Raw genomic sequence first — 17,730 nt, forward strand, 5'->3', positions numbered from 1 at the left:
ATGACGCTACGACTCGTCACTTAGCGGTTCAACTCGAACGGTGACTCGCAGTTGATGCATTTCACCGGCGGCAATCTTGTATGCATTCTCCAAAGCATTCGCAGTCTCAACACAGACAAACTGACGATAGTCTTCATCTTCCATGTCCGTGCGAAGTTTTGCTAACGCTTCACCTGGGTTCCACAACACCGTTGATTGGGCACCTTCAGAGCTAATCACAAGCTTTCTCTGCAATGCAGGGTCTTCCAGCACTGTCTCTTGCGGTGCATCCAGATAAACGCGGTCTAGCTCCTCACAAGGCGAAACAGCCCCTACTTGTTGCTTTTTCTGCCCATCGTCAAACTTATCAACATACTGAACACCGTCTAAACCTTGTACTTGTGCGGTCTTATTATCACCAACACGGAAGTAGGTATGCAGTGCTTCAGAAATCGGCATCGTTTTATCCGATAAATTTGCCGCTGAAAAGTTGACACTAAATCCTTCGCCTAAACGAAACACCTGTCGCAATTCAAAAGCGTGAGGCCACATCTCTTCTATGAGCGGATGATCCTCAGATGCCAAGCGGATCACAATTTTCGCGTCGCCGTTCTTAAATCGGCCGACTTCAACCAACTGCCAACGAAAGTATCGTGCCAAGCCATGTGCAGGCAGATCATCGTCTTCAGTATTAGCACCAAACCACGGCCAACAAACTGGGACACCAAAATGACGACGCCCGAAGCGGGTTAATGCACCTTCGTTTTCCGATTGAAACAACACATCTTGCTGCCCCATCGGAATAAAACTGACCAAATGACCACCCCACAATGCGATGCGGGCACTAAAGCTAGGCTGATCGATGATGATCTCATCGCATTCTCTAAGGCTATTAGGACGGATTTCGCCACCTAATTCCTCTAGCTCTCGCATTAGCTGAGCATCCATTTATCGCTCCAAATTCTCTACTTCGATTTGCCCATATTAGACCTTCACACTCTGATTACAATAGTTTGACGTAATGCTGAACATTCAAATCACAAAATCGAGCGGGATTTTCAAATAGTACTTACTTATTGGTCAACTTTACGCTATAACGCAAACTCAATTTATAAGGAATACAGCTGCGCAAAATCGCTGGTGTAGACTATCCTTGTCCCAATACGTTTTTCTCCCATGTATTAATGAGAATACTGCACTATGAGTGAGTTTTTTGACCAAAAGTCAGTTATTGGCAATGCCGAATGGTGTGCTTTTCCTTCGCTAAACATTCCTGCTATCAAAGCTCGAGTGGACTCTGGAGCGAAGACCTCATCACTTCACGCTGTGAACATCCAGCCATTTCAAAGAGCTGGACAACAATGGGTCACCTTCGAAGTGCACCCTATCCAAGACAGCCGTAAAGTGGTGGTTTATTGTGAAGCAGAAGTCATTGATCAACGTGTCATTAAAAGCTCGAGTGGCGATCGTGAAAAACGCTATGTGATCTGCGTTCCCTTACAACTTGGCGAGCGTACATGGGATGTTGAGCTTACGCTAACAGATCGTGACAGCATGGGCTTTAGAATGCTTCTAGGCCGAGAAGCCATGAATGGTCGCCTGATCGTCGACCCTCAAGTTAGCTGTATTTTTGGGGACCGACCACAAGAAACTCTAGCCAAATTATACGAAGCACCTGAAATTCGTGAAGGTGGCTTGCGTATTGGCGTTTTGGCCAGCAACCCTGACCTATACAGCAACCGTCGCATCATTGAAGCTGGTGAAGCGATGGGCCATGAAATGCAGTTTTTGAATGTCCGTCACTGCTACATGAAACTGGATGCCACAACGCCTGAGATTCACTATCGTGGTGGCCGTATCCTAAACGACTTAGATGCTGTGATCCCTCGGATTCGCCCGAGCATGACATTTTACGCTTGTACGCTGCTGCGCCAATTTGAATCCCTAGGCATTTTCTGTCTAAACGACTCAACGGCCATTGCACAATCACGAGACAAACTGCGATCACTACAGCTATTACTTGAACATGGACTTGCGATTCCAACAACGGGCTTTGCTAACTCACCATTAGACACAACAGATTTGATTAACATGGTTGGCGGCGCACCACTGATCGTGAAGCTACTAGAAGGCACACAAGGAAAAGGCGTTGTACTTGCTGAAACTAAAAAAGCGGCTGAGTCCGTCATCAACGCTTTTAAGAGCTTGAATGCCAATATCCTAGTGCAGGAGTTCATCAAAGAAGCCAGTGGCAAGGATCTGCGTTGCTTCGTCATTGATGGCAAAGTGGTTGCTTCCATTCAACGAGTAGCCGCTCCGGGTGAGTTCCGCGCTAACATCCACCAAGGTGGTCGCGCTGAACTGGTAAAAATCACTGCGGAAGAGAAACGTATCGCTATCAAAGCCGCCAAGGCGATGAACCTAAAAGTCGCTGGGGTAGACCTAATTCGTTCTAACAACGGCCCGCTATTGCTTGAGGTAAACTCATCCCCAGGGCTACAAGGTATCGAAACGGCTACCAATGAAGACATCGCTTCAATGATGATTGCCGCAATCGAGAAGCGCGTTTTAAATAAGTCACGTAGCGCATAATAAAAAAAGCTCTGCTGTTCTCACAGCAGAGCTTTATCTTTTTAGCAGATCAACTTGCCTTACATTACTCCGCAATCACCGTGCGATTTCGGCCACCCTCTTTAGCTTGATATAAGGCTTTATCAGCACTCTCAACCCATTCACCAATAGATGAATGCTGTTTTCCAAGCTCGCAACACCCCAAACTAACCGTAATATTTAGATCGCCTTTATTTGTCTTAAAGGTATTCTCTTCGACTTGTTTACGAATCTTCTCGCAGTATGTAAAGGCACCTTCTTTATTGGTATTTAAAAGAAGTACGCAAAACTCTTCACCGCCATAGCGGCCTACAAAATCTCCACGGCGAGAGCCGCCTGATAAGATTTTTGCCATATCCTGTAGCACGACATCGCCTGCTGGGTGGCCATAGTTATCATTCACTTTCTTAAAGTGGTCTATGTCCGCAATCACCAAGGTGTGCGGACCACTGTTGCCAACAGCATAAGCATCGAATGTTAGTTTAATGGCTTTGTCCAAACTCGAGCGATTGTTAAGCTCTGTCAGGCCATCCGTCTTACTCATCTGATCAAGCTTACGATTCGCAGCCGACAGCGCTGCTTTGTTCACCGCCACATCAGTCACGTCATAAACCACCAAGCACAAATGATCTACTGTGCCATTAGCGTTATTAATCGGACGAATTACCACATTCTGAAACATAGACTCAGAAATACTGGTTACGGAACGGTAAGACTTAAATGGAAACAAGTATGGACGCTGCTCCCAAGATACGTAGATAGGTGTGCGAAGCGCCAGAACTGTGTCGAGTTTCTGCTGCAGCCAAGAGGCATTAATACTCGGAAAGATATCGAATAGTGAGCGATTACGCGCATTAGTAGAGCTAACCCCCGAATGGTTTTCCATAAAACCATTCCACAGCTCCACTTCGTAATTTTTATTAATCACCACTAGGCCTACATCGATATGTTGCAACATATCAAACAGCCAATGCAGTTCTGTCATGTCAGTTTGCTGTGACATCTCACTCATCCTCAACCAAATAAGACAGAAGATTCTCTAACACGGGCAGCGAATCCTCCGTAAACAACAACATCAAATCACAGCTGATTTTATAGTTATCCACCTCGTAAACAATTTCGACTGCCAAGGTGCGTTTCCATTGCGCTCGCTTCACATTGATCAGGTCAGCCACTTTAATATGCTGCCCTAGTACCACGGGATGACTGTAGCTAAAATCGATATTTAGCTGATCACCTAACGCTTTGATAAAAGGACCAATCAAAACGGACGAGATATCCATTTGCAATTCGACTTCAAGCGCTCGGTCAATATCTTCCGAGACGTTGAGCAACTTCGCCATATCTGGAAAGCTTGAATCAGAGAAAATCAGCAATGCTTCCATCGCAATGCCTGCACCGACAAACCCCTGCGTGACAGCTGAACAGCGTTCCGTGTTCATCGAGCTATATGACAGCGCCATCTGTAGCTCACTCACCTCAAGGATATTCACCTTGGGGACAGGCAGTTTTACAAACACATTAAGCATATCCGCCAAAACACTGGCTGCACGCCCCATAGCAACGTTGGAAACTTCCTGTAGGCATTGATTTAAGCTGAAATCATCAGCCGCACTACCTGATACCACTAAACCCGATGCTGCTCCAGAACCGAAAAGCCCGTGTTGCTCTATGGCTTTTTGCAACACATCTTGGCTGACTGGCTTTTTCAGGAAATCTATCGCGCCAAGTGCTGTGACTTTTTGCACCGCTTGAGCTTGTACATCCCCTAACACCACTAGTACCTTCGGTGCATTGGCCACCCCTTGAAGGGCTTCAAGTGTTTGATAGCCATCTAACACGGGCATATTTAAGTCAAGGAAGAGGATATCTGTTGGATTTTGCTTGATATGATCAAGCGCTTCCTGACCATTCGCAGCAAAAGCCACCTCTGCATCCCATTCTTTAGGAAGCACACGAGAGAGTTGCTTACGGGCAATACCTGAGTCATCACAAATGAGTATTTTTTTGCTCATGAAAAATAAAACCACCAAACAGGGTGAGCATACAATCGCTCAATTTTTCTACAAGTTCGCACAAGTGTAGCGCTTTAGGACACCGATTTATAGCCCAAGTTGTTGACTTCACTAACTAAGTAAATGATAACAGAGCCTGAACTACTAAGTGTTCAGAATACTGGTGCGGCTTTATCCCGATCAAAGGTGTTTTCACCACACCGACTCCCCACTTAGTTAAGCGCTCTAGGTCAATTTCGCCATAATCATAATGCTCATCGATAAGCAGCCAATTTAATACAGGCTCAGTTGCATTACGCTCGGCGTCGCCCAACAGAAGTGTTAAAAGGTATTCCACCCGATCCATCAAACTCCAACCAAGCTGCTCAGGGTCGACACCCAGATTTGGTAAATAGATCTTGGGGTTAGGGTTATTCAAAATGGCATGACTCACACCGTCTACCAACAAATTTGCGACCAGACTGGTGAAAAAACTACCCGGAGGAAAACAGATTAGGTCAGCTTGTTCAATCAGTTGTTTACGGTCTTCGGGCAGTGTTGCGGACACAGGCAGGCGTTCATCTAGGCCTTGATTTAGCCAAATCTCTTTTATCGGTTGAGCAAGTGGCACAGTCTCTTTCCCTGTAATCTGATGCTGCCCCAAGACCACTTCATTTGACTCAAGACGCGCACCCAAATGGTGAGTTTCATCGACAATTGTTGTGACCTGCCCCAATGTTTTAACCAGTCTAGAAAACAAGAAGATAATGGGATCTAACAGCTGCCCATGCCCCAAGTAGCCACCAGCAATAATCAAGTTCCCAACACTTGCTCCCCTAAGGTCAAAGTCTTTGGGCAACTCACTACAAAGCCGAATTAATTGGGTGGTGATTAACGTTTTCATAGGAGCAAGAATCGGCTGCATTAACGGGTGCTCGCCAACAGATAGCGCCGCTAACTCTTGCTCAAGCTCAAGCTCAGCGACTGTGGCATCAAACGGCAAGCGGTAGCTGAAAAGCTCAAATACATCCGGTTGCCCTAAGACCGTCTCGTCTGCCAAAGCCATCATGCGACTTCTCAAGTCCCCTACTGCGGGAATATTAAATGCTTGGCGCAACTTGGCTGAGCTGCCCCCTGAGTCAAAAGGTGTCACCAAATGAATAGAGTGGTGGGTGTATGCCTTCAGCACCCGCGCTATTTTGTTTAACGCTGACCCACCACTAAAAAACAACACTGATGGCGCCAGTTCAGGAAGGTTTTGATAACGATGTACTCTGACTGAATCCGGCACGACTAGGCGACGGGATACCTTAGCGGTCATGCTTAGCCCCTAACCATCGCTCGATTACCTCAGACAAACGTTCTTTCGATATAGGCTTCGCAATATGGTCGTCCATACCAGCCTCGAAACAAAGCAAGTCATCCCCTTTCATGGCATTAGCACTCAAAGCAACAATAGCAACGTCATTTGAGGTCGCAGCGCCCTCTGTCATTTCACGGATTGCTCGAGTAGCCTCATAGCCATCCATTACAGGCATTTGGCAATCCATAAAGATCAAGTCATAAGCGTTTGTTTGGCAGGCGGATACTGCTTCTTCACCATTCTCAGCGATGTCCACTGCCACACCGAATAACCCCAGCATACCTTTTGCAACGATCTGATTGGTTAGATTGTCTTCCACAAGCAAAACTCTGGCATCTGCAACGACGCCTTCAAGGACGGTAGAGTTATTTTCAACAAGCGCAACATTCTCCTGCTGTAACATCGCTTCAATGGATGAGAATAAAGCCCGTCGATGTACAGGCTTATACACCGATGGTATATAACTGCCTTGTGACTGATCTAACGAACGCCCCTGCTCCAACAAGACAATCATTTGCGACTGATACGGAGTCAGTTCTGAACGGTTCGTATCAACAAAGATCCGGTCGTCTACCACTACCAACATAGATTCGTCGAAATCTGGCAATTGACCGACAGATTGCAAATGAGTAACTTGAATACCCCTCGATTCCAACACCGCACGCACATAAGCAATATCATCCTCGTGCTGACTGAGCAAATAAGCCATCTCTACAGGCTCTAGTGCCTCTTGTGCTTCATTATGTGTTTGCACTTGGATTGGCAAAGTAAGCTCAACCCAAAATGTCGAGCCCACACCCAGCTGGCTTTCAACACCTATTTGCCCTTCCATAGCCTCGATCAACTCTTTACTAATGGCTAAGCCCAGACCTGTGCCACCATAACGACGGGTAGTGGATGCATCCGCCTGCCGAAAACGTTGGAATAAACGCTGCTGTAAGCTATCAGAGATGCCAATACCTGTATCCTGAATACTTAAACGATATGTCGCTGCTGCATCATCGAGTACAGTTCTTTTCGCCATTAGGCGAACACTGCCGCCCGTCGGCGTGAATTTAATAGCATTGCCCAACAGATTCAAAATCACTTGCCTTAGGCGTAACCGATCGCCATAAACCATTGCCTCAGGCAGCAAGGTTTCAGGGGCAATAAAGGTAAGCTTTTTCTCTTCTGCTTTGAGACGCATCAGACTCGCTGCGTCTTCTAGTAAATCTTGCAGGTTGAAGTACTGAGGCTCCAACTCCAATTCACCCGCTTCAATTTTCGACAAGTCAAGAATATCGTTCACTAAATCCAACAAAGCATCGCCACTTTGGTGAGCCAATTCAGCCAATTTCATTTGCTCTACATTGAGCGATTGGCTTTTTAGAAGGGATAGACTGCCTAACATGCCATTTAAAGGTGTCCGAATCTCATGACTCATGTTGGCTAAGAACCGACTTTTCGCTTGGTTTGCCTCCTGAGCAGCGAGCGATGCTTGCTGTAACTTCTCACCCGACTCACGAAGCGCCAAGTTAGCTTTCGACAGCTCTTTGGTACGCTCTGCAACTTGCCTTTCTACTTGTGCGGCATGACTGAACACCAAACTCAACACCCACCCCAAGAGACCAGCAACAAATAATCCGCCCACCAAAACAAAATGCGTTCCCCAAGGTTGCTCAATAAACTTCGAGCGCGCAATGTGTATTAGCTCCCATTGGTGAGCTCCAACGGGGATCATAGAACGATGGATCGCAGGAAAGCGCTCATTATTAACACCTTCTATTAAGGTATCCACATCTAACAAAGCATTCGCGCTTGACGCTAAGATGTAAGGCGCTTTATCCGCTTGACGGTCAACCAGATACACCTCAACACCAGGCGTCGAAACACGATCTAAGATGCGAGAAGACAGGTCACTGATTTCAAACAGCCCCGTTGCCATAGCAAACAGTTTTTGCTGCTTATAGGTTGGCAGGAACATTAACACTGCTTTATTACCCTGTACCAAAGTAATCGCAGCGGTAGGTATTGCTGAATTGAGCCGTATTGCATTTTGGATAGCCACACGACGGGACACTTCAGAATACACATCAAACCCTAGTGCCTTGATGTTAGGCTCTAGCGGATAAATAAGACCAACGGATACATAACGGTCACGCTGCCCGACAGGAATCAACTCTCCCTTAGCATTGCGCTCTTTAACTGAGAATGGAAAGCCGTGCAGAAGTGACATGTTAGCTTCATAGGAAGCAATGTCCTGTTCTTCTAACACATGGTTTATCGACAAAGCCTTGATCGCGCGATCTTGGCTCATAATGCTTTCACTAAAGTCCTGAAACTCCAACTCAGTCACTTTACCACTACCACGGATATAGCCAGCCATACTGTAAAGGATATCCACGGAGTTCTTGATACGCTCACTCAATAACGTCGAACTTAAGTCCGCGCTGGAGTTAAACGCTTGTCGTTGCTTATTGATTTCAAAGTAGGCAGTGGAGAGCGTTAATATGATCGTTGTTAACGAAACGATGGATAAGGCAAGCAGCACCCGCAAGGGATGATCATAATAAACAGCAAAGCGCTTTCTGAATAACACCGCCAACCATGGCACCAGCACGACAACGCCTACGGAGTCCCCTAGCCACCAACTTAACCAATTTAGCAGCACTTGATCAGAGCTCAGTAAATCAAAGCCGTAAAGAATTGAGGTACCAGTACTGGCACTGATTAAACAACCAACTGGGCCTGCCAATGCGATAAAGCTAAGCACATGGCGGACATTATAGAATTCCAGCTTTTTACCAATGAAGTGCCTTACTAAGGTGTACGCAACAGCGGTTTGCAACGCACTGCCTAGAGCAATGAGAACTGGCAATAAAATATTAATTTGCCCAGTATTATCGTAACCGATCGCAATATTTACGAGTGCCGAGCCCAGCAGTACCCCTACAATCGGCCAATAACCAAACAAAAGACAAGCAGCAATCGCGACACCAGAAGCTGGCCAAATAACCGTTGCATAACCGGGGGGGATCGCAAACATTTGCCCCAGCCATCCAGCAATAAAATAGCTTAACGCCGTTAAGAGGATTATTTTTAAAACCTGAGCCATCGATGAAGGAGCCTTTCATCCATTAATACAAGCATTCACAGAACATTCAGATTGCGCTGAGCATGCAAAGATAAGTAAAAATATATCAAAAACCTTGGTCGAGCGATAACAAGCCAATAAATAATATGCCTATTTTTAGATCATTTGATATCAGCCATTAGAATACGGTTGAAATATTCTAACCGCTCTTTTAGATTATCTGCTCAATGGATCTGACGAATTTCTTACAAATAGATTTTATAAACATGGATTGTTTAAAGTGCTATAGGCTGATTATAGCCAATACTTAGCATTCACACCTGCCATTCTTTATAACGCTACGGTCATTCTTTCAGATCCGTCTCCCCTCTTGGAAGAGGGTACTCCTTCACACACATCTGGAAGATGAAATGAAAAAATCATTGCTATTGATTGTAACAACTGCAGCACTCACTGGCTGCGCTGGTGTTATGCCAACAAAGTCTAATCAGGAATTTACTTCAGCAACCCACTCAGGTAACTACACTGCCGCTTCACAATTTGCTTTGGAAAAGTCGGGGTTCGATCCGGAGAAGCAAACTGTCTCGGACATTCTATGGGCGATAGAAGCGGGGGCAGCGCTAAACTACGCTGGAGATTATGAGTTATCCAATCAAGTTTTTGATGCAACCGAAAAGTCAATGAAAGAAGTCGACCAAGAAGGGTTTGTAAGTAACTCGCTTCAGACCGGCCTATCAATGGTTGGTAACGACACTTTCCTAGATTACGAACAAACTCAATATGATGGTGTTATGACAAACACCTATAAAGCATGGAACTTTATGCTTACAGGTGATTACAACAATGCCCGTGTCGAATGGAATCGCGCGGAAGAACGCCAACGACGAGCAGCAGAGTTCTTTGCAGAGCAAATCAAAGAGCAAGAAGAGAAACTTAAAGAAGAAGGCGAAGACAGTAAGTTCAATCCTGCTGAATTTGTCGCAAAAACACTAAACAGTGATGAAACTCGCGCCATGCTTGAAGAAAAGGGCGTGACTTTCGATCAATGGAAACCATATGAAGGTTTTGTAAACCCATACACGACCTATTCATACGGCCTTAATTTACTTTTAAATGGCAAGTCTTCATCTGACTTTAATAAAGCAGCAGATGCCTTTAAACGTGTTTACGGCCTCACAAACTCAGCACAGGTAAAAGCGGATTTAGACTTAGCCAAGAGCCTTGCAAAAGGATCTAAATCAACGGATAACATGGTTTGGGTTATTTTTGAGAATGGTGAGTCCATGGTTAAAGAAGAGTTCCGTTTAGACCTACCATTATTCCTATTTACTGAAGATGTTGCCTACACAGGCATTGCACTTCCTCGCCTAAAGGCTCGCGATCAAGCCTTCCCAAATATCGAAGTTGAAGGCGTTAAAACGGAAGTCATCGCGGATATGGATAAAATTATCGGCGCTGAATTTGAAAAGAACTACAACATGGTTCTTACACGCGAAATCACTCGAACAATTCTGAAAACAGTCGCTCAAAAGCAGATCAACGATAGCAATCCTCTTGCAGGTTTCGCTGCTGGTGTTCTTCAAGGCGCTATGACAAAAGCAGACACTCGTACTTTTACTTCTTTACCTAAGCAATATCAGACAGCACACGTAAAACGTAGCGGTGACTCAATTAAAGTGAAAGCAGGCAACTATGAAATTCCTGTTTCACTAGATACCTCTTCAAAACGACATATCGTACACGTTAAAGCTGCTAGCTCTTCATCTGAGCCTCTTATTCGCGTTATTAACCTTTAAGGAACACCGCAATGTTAAAACTTAAAACCCTTGCTGCCACAATACTTGCTATCACTATTACAGGCTGCACTACCCCTACAGCTTATATTAACGCCGAGAGTAAGACTGAAAATATTGTTGCTGGTCTTTCATACGCTGATTTCAAAGGTGCTGCAGAATCTATGTCAGATGAGATCATTGCAAATAAAATGCTAGACCATCCAGATGCAAATGGCCGCTATATCCTATTTGTATCTGATATCACTAACGACACAATGCAGCGAATTGATACAGACCAGCTCGCTAAAAGCATTCGGGTGAAACTAACAAACAGTGGCAAGTTCCTTGTAACTAATGCTTTTACTGATGGTGACAAAGCTGTCGCTCAAATGCGTCAGTTAAAAGATTCAGAAATGGTTAAGCAATCATCTGTTAAGGGAGCGGGCCAAGTATATGCTCCTGACTTCAGCCTCTCAGGCAAAATCATGCAGCGCAATAACACAATGGATAACAGCGACACTCGAATTGAGTACTACTTCCAGTTGTCCCTAACTAACCTTGAGAACGGCCTTTCTTACTGGGAAGGCGAACGAGTTGTCGGCAAAGTTGCTGATGGCGACACAGTATCTTGGTAACAGCTGCTTAAGAAAGGAATCCTATTATGAAATACACCGCGATAGCACTTGCTGTCGCGTTGGCAGCTTTCAATGCCAACGCAAATGACGAATCCCAAGAATTAGACTCTATCGATTCATTGGACAGTTCAATGGAGCTAGCTGACGAATCCTTTGATGATTTTGAAGAAGACTTCGAAGAGGATTTTGAGGAAGACTTTGAAGAGGATTTCGAAGAAGATAATTCCATCGCCAACAGCGAAGATCTTGTCACACCTGCCGATGAAGCAAAAGCTTTTGGAGAACAGTCAGCAGATTCTGTGAATAAGGTTAAAAATCCTCGCAAAGAGATCAACGCTCTGCTCGATCAATATAAAATTGATGTAGAAGCTCAGTTAGCGGAAGCAGGTAAAAGCCATTTAGTAAGCTTAACAACAGGAAAAGCAACTGTTGCTGTCGATAAAGCAAACCCTGACTGGTCTCGTTACCGTGCAAACGCTATTCGACGTGCTGTAGCGGATGCCAAACAATCTCATTTAATGAATTTAAATACGAGCGTACGAAACAACGTTGTCATGGAATTTTTCATGGATGAAGGCGCTCCAGCACCCACTGCAGATGATTTCAAATCTGAATCTAGAGCGGCTAGTGTTTATGAGAAAGCCGTTGCCCTAATGGAAGCGAAGCTTGATTCAGCACTTGAAGAAGAAGGCCTTGATCCTGCCGAGTTTAAAAGTGCAAGCAAGCAGAAGAAACAAGAGCTAATGCGTGATCACTTCGCAGAGGAAAGCATTACCGAAGCCTTTGGCGATATGTCAGGTATGTTCGTCATTAAAACCTTTGAGATGTACAACAGTAGCGGTAAGGGTTACGTCGGCGTCGTTTTAGCAAAATCTTTGAAGAAAAGAGATCAGTTAAAAGCGCTTATTGAATCAAAAGGTCAAGTAAAGCCTGATGTTGCTATGGCCAATCCAGCCTTTGCTAATGTACAAGCGACTCTAAGCGCCAACCAAACGCCTTACTTAGAGTATGGAACGACGGTCGAGTACGATGATAAAGGTTTTCCAATGATTATTTCATATGGTCAAGCCGGTGTTAAATACACTGACAATGACCGTCTTATGGATAAAAAAGTTAAAGCTGCATATAAACAAGCACGAGCAAACGCTTTAGCTAACCTTGCGCAAACCTATAATATGAGTGGTGATTACTTCAGCAAAGTCTCAGAACAACGCACAGAAGTTCAAGAAGTTGTTCATACGCTTGCGAGTAGCAAATCAGTCTCATCTATGGATCCAGGTGTTGTTGAAACCTTACGTACAGTAACGAATGACGCAACTAAGATGACCGCTTCAATTAAAGGACTTAATGGTCTTCGCACGATGAACAAATGGGAGATGACGCACCCTATTACCGGTCATGAAATGGTAGGCGTTGCAGTTGTCTGGCACCCAGTTTATGTGCGCAATGCAGAAGCGATGCAAAGCGGTAAAACTGCCAAGCAAATTGAAGATACTCAACCGAAGAAAGACTCAGGAGTTATAACGACTCAGCAGTCTAAATCTCGCTTTAGCGCAGCAGATTTCTAACATGAAGAAAGGCTTAACTATTTTGGCTGCTAGCTTGATAGCAGCCATGCCTGCTTTTGCAGGTATCGAATCCATTCAAGTAATCGGGGAAGGCCCTAGCCGAGATGCGGCAATTGATGCGGCACTGGTGAGTGCCGTAGAACAAGTGGTTGGTGTTGATATCAAAAGTGAGCGCTCCTCTATTGATATTTACCAAGAAAACGAAGACGGCTTTGAGTTCACTGAGGCAACAACGGGAGGGTCAACCTACTCAAGTTCAGGGAATACAACTTATCGAGTATTAAGCGAAAGCTGTGATAGTGGTTTTTGTAAAGTACGTCTACAAGCGAATGTAGAATACGATGACGACAAACGACGCCAAAAAAGCTTGAAAGGTATGAACGGTAGCCGCCGCACTTTAGCCATTGAAAACTTTTCTGGTAACAAGCACGCTAGAGATCTTACTAAAGCACTCGAAGCAAGATTTGTTCAAGATCGATTATTTAGTGTCGTAGCAGACCGAAGCAAACCTGGAGTAGATTACGTTTTACGCGGGAAAGTACTTGAAGCGAATACAACGAAAAAAGTCACAGACACTCGCAAAACGCTTGAGTTAACAGGTGAAAAAGTTGGCAGCAAAACAACTCACTATTCTAGCCGAGTCATTGTTGAATATCAGATGATCGATTTGATTAACAACCAAATCAAATGGAGTGAAAAAGTCCCAACGACTTCTAGCCGTGATAATTTATCCCTACTCATTGATATTTCTAGCCGAAAAATTTTCGACCAATTAAAAGACAATATCTACCCTCTCATCTTACTCCATACAAGTGATAACAACTTTGTTCTGAACTCAGGTGGTAAGACGGTTAAAGAAGGCGAGCTTTTCGATATATATGCAGTCGGCGAGGAACTCTTCGACCCTTATACTAAAGAAAGCTTAGGCTACACTGAGAACAAGGTTGGTAGAGTCAAAGTAAACAGAGTACAACATAAAACGGCTTATGTTTCAGTTGTCAGTGGTGACAGTTCGAATATGATGGATCTCCCCGTTGCAAGACGCGTTAAGACCTCTCCTAAACCATCCTCAAGCTTTTCTACTAAAAAAGCTCCTAAAGCGCCTGTAGAACGTACCAGTGGATTTATTATTGGCAGCTAACGGGCTGTTAGAGCGGGAGAGTCAAAAAATGCAAAACGCACACTTTAAGGTGCGTTTTTTGTGCTGAGCACATTTTAACAAGAGCTCAGAAGCAAAAAAGCCCCGCTTAATGCGAGGCTTTAATATGCATGGTGCCCAGAGGCGGAATCGAACCACCGACACGGGGATTTTCAATCCCCTGCTCTACCGACTGAGCTATCTGGGCTTTTAAAGCAAGTTTCTAAGGCACTTACTTTATATAAATCAGAAACTTACCTGATCTAATAAAACAATGGTGCCCAGAGGCGGAATCGAACCACCGACACGGGGATTTTCAATCCCCTGCTCTACCGACTGAGCTATCTGGGCAAGTGCGGCGTATTATAAATAACTCACTCTGACCGTCAACTGTTTTTTAATTTTTTTGTTGATAAGTTAGGAAATTAGCTCTCTCTGGTATGATAGAAAAATTATAGGAGAGACAACATGCTACATATTGTTTTGTACCAACCAGAAATTCCACCTAATACCGGCAATGTCATTCGCCTATGTGCAAACACAGGCTACCAATTGCACTTGATTGAGCCACTTGGCTTCGACCTAGATGAAAAGAAGGTTCGTCGTGCTGGGTTAGACTATCACGAGCTTGCCCGAGTCAAACGCTATGCAGATTGGCAAACATTTTTATCCGAGAACGAAGGGCAGCTGGGCACTGTGTATGCGCTGACCACAAAAGGCAGTCAAACACATTCAACGGCTTCCTTTGCAGTCAATGATGTTCTGGTGTTCGGCCCCGAAACACGAGGCTTACCCAATGACTTCATCGAAGCACTCCCTAACCAGCAGCGTCTACGTTTGCCCATGCAAGCAGGCTCCCGCAGCCTAAATTTGTCGAATACCGTTGCGGTTATGGTGTATGAATCTTGGCGCCAACTGGATTACGCCATGCCTGAGAGCATCTAAAACAGGGATAGGTTATGTTGCTAGGAAAGCTGGTCCACAAGAGAAATCGCTCGCGACAGCGCTATCGTAAACAAGTACACCTGCACGCCGTCAAAGACCTTAAACGGCGCTTTCTTATGCTGGCTGCAGTAGTAGCGGTGCACAGTGTTGCCATGGTGTACTTTGAAGACCTAGATTGGTGGCAGGCATTTTGGCTCACCATGACATCTGCCAGCACCACTGGTTATGGCGATATCTCAGCCGCCACCTTTTGGGGGCAGCTGGCTACGATTGTGTTTATCTATGGTATGGGCATTACTCTGCTAGCACAGATCGCCAGCGACTATGTCGAGATACGTTTAATTCGCAAAGAAATGAAAATCAAAGGACGTTTGGAGTGGAGCGATATGCAAGATCACCTTCTTATTATCAATACCCCAACCACTGATACAGAGCGCTATTTAACTCTTTTAGTTCAGCAAATTTGCAATACTCCAGGGCTGGATGATGCGCCCATACAAATCCTCACGCCTAAGTTTCCAGAAGGCCTTCCTGAAACATTGAGAGCACAGGGTGTTGTTCATCATACAGGAGATGCGACCGCACCGGGCATGCTGGACAGCGCGGGGGTTGCAAAAGCCAAATATATCGTCGTGCTGTCACCTGACAGCTTAGATAGCCACAGTGACAGTTTGGTATTTGATACGCTTCATCGTATTAAAGAAATTGGTACCAAAGCATTTATCTTGGCCGAAGCCATCGATGATGCAAACCGCGAACGCTTTCGCCAGTCAGGCGCTAAAGCAGTGATTCGACCAGTGCGGGCATACCCAGAGATGCTTGTTCGTTCATTGGTTGCGCCTGGAACAGAGCGAGTATTAGAAGATCTTTTCCGATACCAAGGGGATCACACCATCCGCATTAACGTTTCCCTTTACAACATAAGATGGGCAGACGTGGTGACAGAGCTCATCCAGCGGGATTTAGGTACAGCAATTGGTTTCGAGGACACGATGGGCAATATCGTCACGCATCCTAAATCCAGCGAACGCATCAGCTTAAACGCTCTAATACTCCTAATAGGAGAAGACCAAAAGGCACCGACAAAGGAAGATATTTTAAGAATTCTGGCTCAACACAGCCAAGCCAATTAGCAAAAAGCCAAGCAGATGCTTGGCTTTTCTTTTTGATGTGGTGTTACAGCTGCCCCGTCAGTACGAGGTACTTCTCCATCAGCTGCTCTTCCGTCTCTTTGAAATTCGGGTCATGAGGAATACAGTCAACTGGACAAACCTGCTGACATTGAGGCTCATCGTAGTGACCAATACACTCTGTACATTTAGCCGGATCGATGACGTAAATCTCTTCACCTTGGCTAATCGCTTCGTTAGGACATTCTGGTTCACACACATCACAGTTGATGCATTCATCAGTAATAATCAGAGACATATTGCTCTCCTAAAAAACCACTGCCCGAAGGCAATATAAAATCAAGAACGTTTTGCAGCTGCTACTTGACGGTAGTGCTCAGTAAGTACGTGCTTCACCTTAGGGTGCACAAACATACCAAAATCTCCGTCGAGAGAAGCGATTTCACGTACCAAAGTAGATGAGATGTAAGAGTGCTTTTCTGAAGGTGTTAGAAACAAACTCTCAACATCCGGCGCTATCACTCGGTTCATATTTGCCAATTGGAATTCATATTCGAAATCCGACACTGCACGTAAACCACGTACGACAACTTGACCATTAACCGAGCGAGTAAACTCAGTCAGCAAGTTATCGAAACCCAACACCTCAACATTATCGAGATGGCCTAGCACTTCCTCTGCTAACTGAATACGTACATCGTGAGCCAAGGCAGGTCGTTTCTTGGGGCTTGCTGCCACGGCAACAATGACCTTTGGAAACAGTTTCGCGGCACGTTCCACAAGATCTGCGTGACCATTTGTTATAGGGTCAAATGTGCCTGGATAAACTGCGATTGTACTCATAGCTCTAGTCCAATTTTTTAATATTAATTTGAAGAACCAGATGATTCTTGGCTAACCTTTCGGCTGCGCATCATATAAGAATCTTCTGTTCTTCTCAAATAAGCGACCTAAATAGTCAGCTTTCGCATCAAATTACGAATGGTGCAACAAACTGCTTCAACACCGAAATTGCCAAGAAAATAAAAATTGGCGATAGATCAAAGCCCCCAAGCGAAGGGATAAAGCGATGACAAACGCGGTATAACGGCTCACATACTTGACCTACCAATAACGCACCAGGGTGACCCGAACCCGGCGCCACCCAGCTTAGAATGACAGAGATCAGCATAGCCCAAAAATACAAATCCAACAGATGATACGCCACGCCCGCTACGGTGTAGATCACATAATGAGTTGGCGTGAGCTGATAACCAACAATCGCCATAATAATGACTAAAATGACCGCCTGTACAGCCAAGGCCAACACTACTGAAGACGTGTCAATACGACCGATCGAAGGGATCACCTTACGAAGAGGCTTTAGTAATGGACTCGTTGCTTTTACCACACCCTGGCTAATTGGGTTATAAAAGTCCGCTTTACTTAGTTGAAGCACTAGGCGCAACAACACAATAAACAGGTATAAGTTACCCAATGTTTTGACCACTAAAATGAATGGATCACTCATCATTGTCTTT

General features: G+C 45.0%; 15 protein-coding genes, 2 tRNA genes and 1 pseudogene. 8 read left to right on the forward strand and 10 right to left on the reverse strand.

Features of this window, described 5'->3' with window-relative positions:
• Positions 1-6: 6 nt before the first annotated feature.
• Entirely contained in the window at positions 7-927 is a 921-nt protein-coding gene (locus tag C8D85_RS06475) for a D-hexose-6-phosphate mutarotase (protein ID WP_133560864.1), read from the reverse strand.
• Between the two features lie 252 nt (positions 928-1,179).
• Between C8D85_RS06475 and C8D85_RS18140 the strand changes: the two are divergent.
• Both C8D85_RS18140 and rimK read left to right on the forward strand, forming a co-directional pair.
• A pseudogene (locus C8D85_RS18140) lies at positions 1,180-1,590 on the forward strand (ATP-dependent zinc protease family protein); the annotation flags it as partial.
• An 84-nt stretch (positions 1,591-1,674) separates the two neighbouring features.
• Positions 1,675-2,571: a 30S ribosomal protein S6--L-glutamate ligase gene (gene rimK / locus C8D85_RS18145; RefSeq protein ID WP_211342163.1), complete on the forward strand. Its 897-nt coding sequence runs from the start codon at positions 1,675-1,677 to the stop codon at positions 2,569-2,571.
• 64 nt (positions 2,572-2,635) lie between these two features.
• Here the strand turns inward: rimK and C8D85_RS06485 are convergent, their stop codons facing one another.
• From C8D85_RS06485 to C8D85_RS06500, 4 genes are all read right to left on the reverse strand, one after another.
• Positions 2,636-3,592: a GGDEF domain-containing protein gene (locus C8D85_RS06485; RefSeq protein WP_133560867.1), complete on the reverse strand. Its 957-nt coding sequence runs from the start codon at positions 3,590-3,592 to the stop codon at positions 2,636-2,638.
• A 1-nt stretch (position 3,593) separates the two neighbouring features.
• Positions 3,594-4,604: a response regulator gene (locus C8D85_RS06490; protein WP_133560869.1), complete on the reverse strand. Its 1,011-nt coding sequence runs from the start codon at positions 4,602-4,604 to the stop codon at positions 3,594-3,596.
• 115 nt (positions 4,605-4,719) lie between these two features.
• A complete protein-coding gene (locus C8D85_RS06495) occupies positions 4,720-5,904 on the reverse strand; it encodes a GAK system CofD-like protein (RefSeq protein ID WP_133560871.1) in 1,185 nt (394 codons plus the stop codon).
• Complete coding sequence (locus C8D85_RS06500) at positions 5,894-9,040, reverse strand: ATP-binding protein (protein ID WP_133560873.1); 3,147 nt, start codon at positions 9,038-9,040, stop codon at positions 5,894-5,896. The genes C8D85_RS06495 and C8D85_RS06500 overlap by 11 nt, the downstream gene beginning before the upstream one ends.
• A 389-nt stretch (positions 9,041-9,429) precedes the next feature.
• On the opposite strand from C8D85_RS06500, the gene C8D85_RS06505 reads away from it, so the two are divergent.
• The 4 genes from C8D85_RS06505 to C8D85_RS06520 are packed head-to-tail and all read left to right on the forward strand — an operon-like array spanning position 9,430 to position 14,138.
• Positions 9,430-10,815 (forward strand): COG3014 family protein, encoded by a 1,386-nt coding sequence (locus C8D85_RS06505; RefSeq protein ID WP_133560875.1) that lies wholly within the window; start codon positions 9,430-9,432, stop codon positions 10,813-10,815.
• Between the two features lie 11 nt (positions 10,816-10,826).
• Complete coding sequence (gene lpoB, locus C8D85_RS06510; RefSeq protein ID WP_133560877.1) at positions 10,827-11,429, forward strand: penicillin-binding protein activator LpoB; 603 nt, start codon at positions 10,827-10,829, stop codon at positions 11,427-11,429.
• 26 nt (positions 11,430-11,455) lie between these two features.
• A complete protein-coding gene (locus C8D85_RS06515) occupies positions 11,456-12,997 on the forward strand; it encodes a DUF6844 domain-containing protein (RefSeq protein WP_133560879.1) in 1,542 nt (513 codons plus the stop codon).
• A 1-nt stretch (position 12,998) separates the two neighbouring features.
• Positions 12,999-14,138 carry a hypothetical protein gene (locus C8D85_RS06520; protein WP_133560881.1) on the forward strand — a complete coding sequence of 380 codons (1,140 nt, stop codon included), beginning with the start codon at positions 12,999-13,001 and terminating at the stop codon, positions 14,136-14,138.
• Between the two features lie 129 nt (positions 14,139-14,267).
• Here C8D85_RS06520 and C8D85_RS06525 read toward each other — a convergent pair.
• Both C8D85_RS06525 and C8D85_RS06530 read right to left on the reverse strand, forming a co-directional pair.
• Positions 14,268-14,343: transfer RNA gene (locus tag C8D85_RS06525), tRNA-Phe, on the reverse strand.
• A gap of 67 nt (positions 14,344-14,410) precedes the next feature.
• A tRNA-Phe gene (locus C8D85_RS06530) sits at positions 14,411-14,486 on the reverse strand.
• 117 nt (positions 14,487-14,603) lie between these two features.
• On the opposite strand from C8D85_RS06530, the gene trmL reads away from it, so the two are divergent.
• On the forward strand, positions 14,604-15,080 hold the full coding sequence (gene trmL / locus C8D85_RS06535) for a tRNA (uridine(34)/cytosine(34)/5-carboxymethylaminomethyluridine(34)-2'-O)-methyltransferase TrmL (protein ID WP_133560883.1): 477 nt from the start codon (positions 14,604-14,606) through the stop codon (positions 15,078-15,080).
• 14 nt (positions 15,081-15,094) lie between these two features.
• Positions 15,095-16,213 carry a potassium channel family protein gene (locus C8D85_RS06540; RefSeq protein ID WP_133560885.1) on the forward strand — a complete coding sequence of 373 codons (1,119 nt, stop codon included), beginning with the start codon at positions 15,095-15,097 and terminating at the stop codon, positions 16,211-16,213.
• Between the two features lie 43 nt (positions 16,214-16,256).
• Here C8D85_RS06540 and C8D85_RS06545 read toward each other — a convergent pair whose 3' ends face one another.
• The 3 genes from C8D85_RS06545 to C8D85_RS06555 form a co-directional block, all read right to left on the reverse strand.
• The gene (locus C8D85_RS06545; protein WP_133560887.1) at positions 16,257-16,508 is read right to left on the reverse strand and encodes a YfhL family 4Fe-4S dicluster ferredoxin; all 252 of its coding nucleotides are present in this window, start codon (positions 16,506-16,508) and stop codon (positions 16,257-16,259) included.
• Positions 16,509-16,549: 41 nt separating this feature from the next.
• Entirely contained in the window at positions 16,550-17,053 is a 504-nt protein-coding gene (gene coaD, locus C8D85_RS06550; protein WP_133560889.1) for a pantetheine-phosphate adenylyltransferase, read from the reverse strand.
• A gap of 127 nt (positions 17,054-17,180) precedes the next feature.
• A complete protein-coding gene (locus C8D85_RS06555; RefSeq protein ID WP_133560891.1) occupies positions 17,181-17,723 on the reverse strand; it encodes a YggT family protein in 543 nt (180 codons plus the stop codon).
• Between the last annotated feature and the right edge of the window lie 7 nt (positions 17,724-17,730).

This window comes from Marinomonas communis, from assembly GCF_004363305.1.
Taxonomy (GTDB): domain Bacteria; phylum Pseudomonadota; class Gammaproteobacteria; order Pseudomonadales; family Marinomonadaceae; genus Marinomonas; species Marinomonas communis.

Bases quoted from the DNA above. Each gene is read 5' to 3' on its own strand.
- C8D85_RS06490 (WP_133560869.1), bottom strand. From the start codon at position 4,604: ATGAGCAAAAAAATACTCATTTGTGATGACTCAGGTATTGCCCGTAAG.
- C8D85_RS06475 (WP_133560864.1), bottom strand. From the start codon at position 927: ATGGATGCTCAGCTAATGCGAGAGCTAGAGGAATTAGGTGGCGAAATC.
- C8D85_RS06520 (WP_133560881.1), top strand. From the start codon at position 12,999: ATGAAGAAAGGCTTAACTATTTTGGCTGCTAGCTTGATAGCAGCCATG.
- trmL (WP_133560883.1), top strand. From the start codon at position 14,604: ATGCTACATATTGTTTTGTACCAACCAGAAATTCCACCTAATACCGGC.
- C8D85_RS06485 (WP_133560867.1), bottom strand. From the start codon at position 3,592: ATGTCACAGCAAACTGACATGACAGAACTGCATTGGCTGTTTGATATG.
- lpoB (WP_133560877.1), top strand. From the start codon at position 10,827: ATGTTAAAACTTAAAACCCTTGCTGCCACAATACTTGCTATCACTATT.
- C8D85_RS06505 (WP_133560875.1), top strand. From the start codon at position 9,430: ATGAAAAAATCATTGCTATTGATTGTAACAACTGCAGCACTCACTGGC.
- C8D85_RS06540 (WP_133560885.1), top strand. From the start codon at position 15,095: ATGTTGCTAGGAAAGCTGGTCCACAAGAGAAATCGCTCGCGACAGCGC.
- C8D85_RS06515 (WP_133560879.1), top strand. From the start codon at position 11,456: ATGAAATACACCGCGATAGCACTTGCTGTCGCGTTGGCAGCTTTCAAT.
- C8D85_RS06495 (WP_133560871.1), bottom strand. From the start codon at position 5,904: ATGACCGCTAAGGTATCCCGTCGCCTAGTCGTGCCGGATTCAGTCAGA.
- C8D85_RS06545 (WP_133560887.1), bottom strand. From the start codon at position 16,508: ATGTCTCTGATTATTACTGATGAATGCATCAACTGTGATGTGTGTGAA.
- C8D85_RS06500 (WP_133560873.1), bottom strand. From the start codon at position 9,040: ATGGCTCAGGTTTTAAAAATAATCCTCTTAACGGCGTTAAGCTATTTT.
- coaD (WP_133560889.1), bottom strand. From the start codon at position 17,053: ATGAGTACAATCGCAGTTTATCCAGGCACATTTGACCCTATAACAAAT.
- C8D85_RS06555 (WP_133560891.1), bottom strand. From the start codon at position 17,723: ATGATGAGTGATCCATTCATTTTAGTGGTCAAAACATTGGGTAACTTA.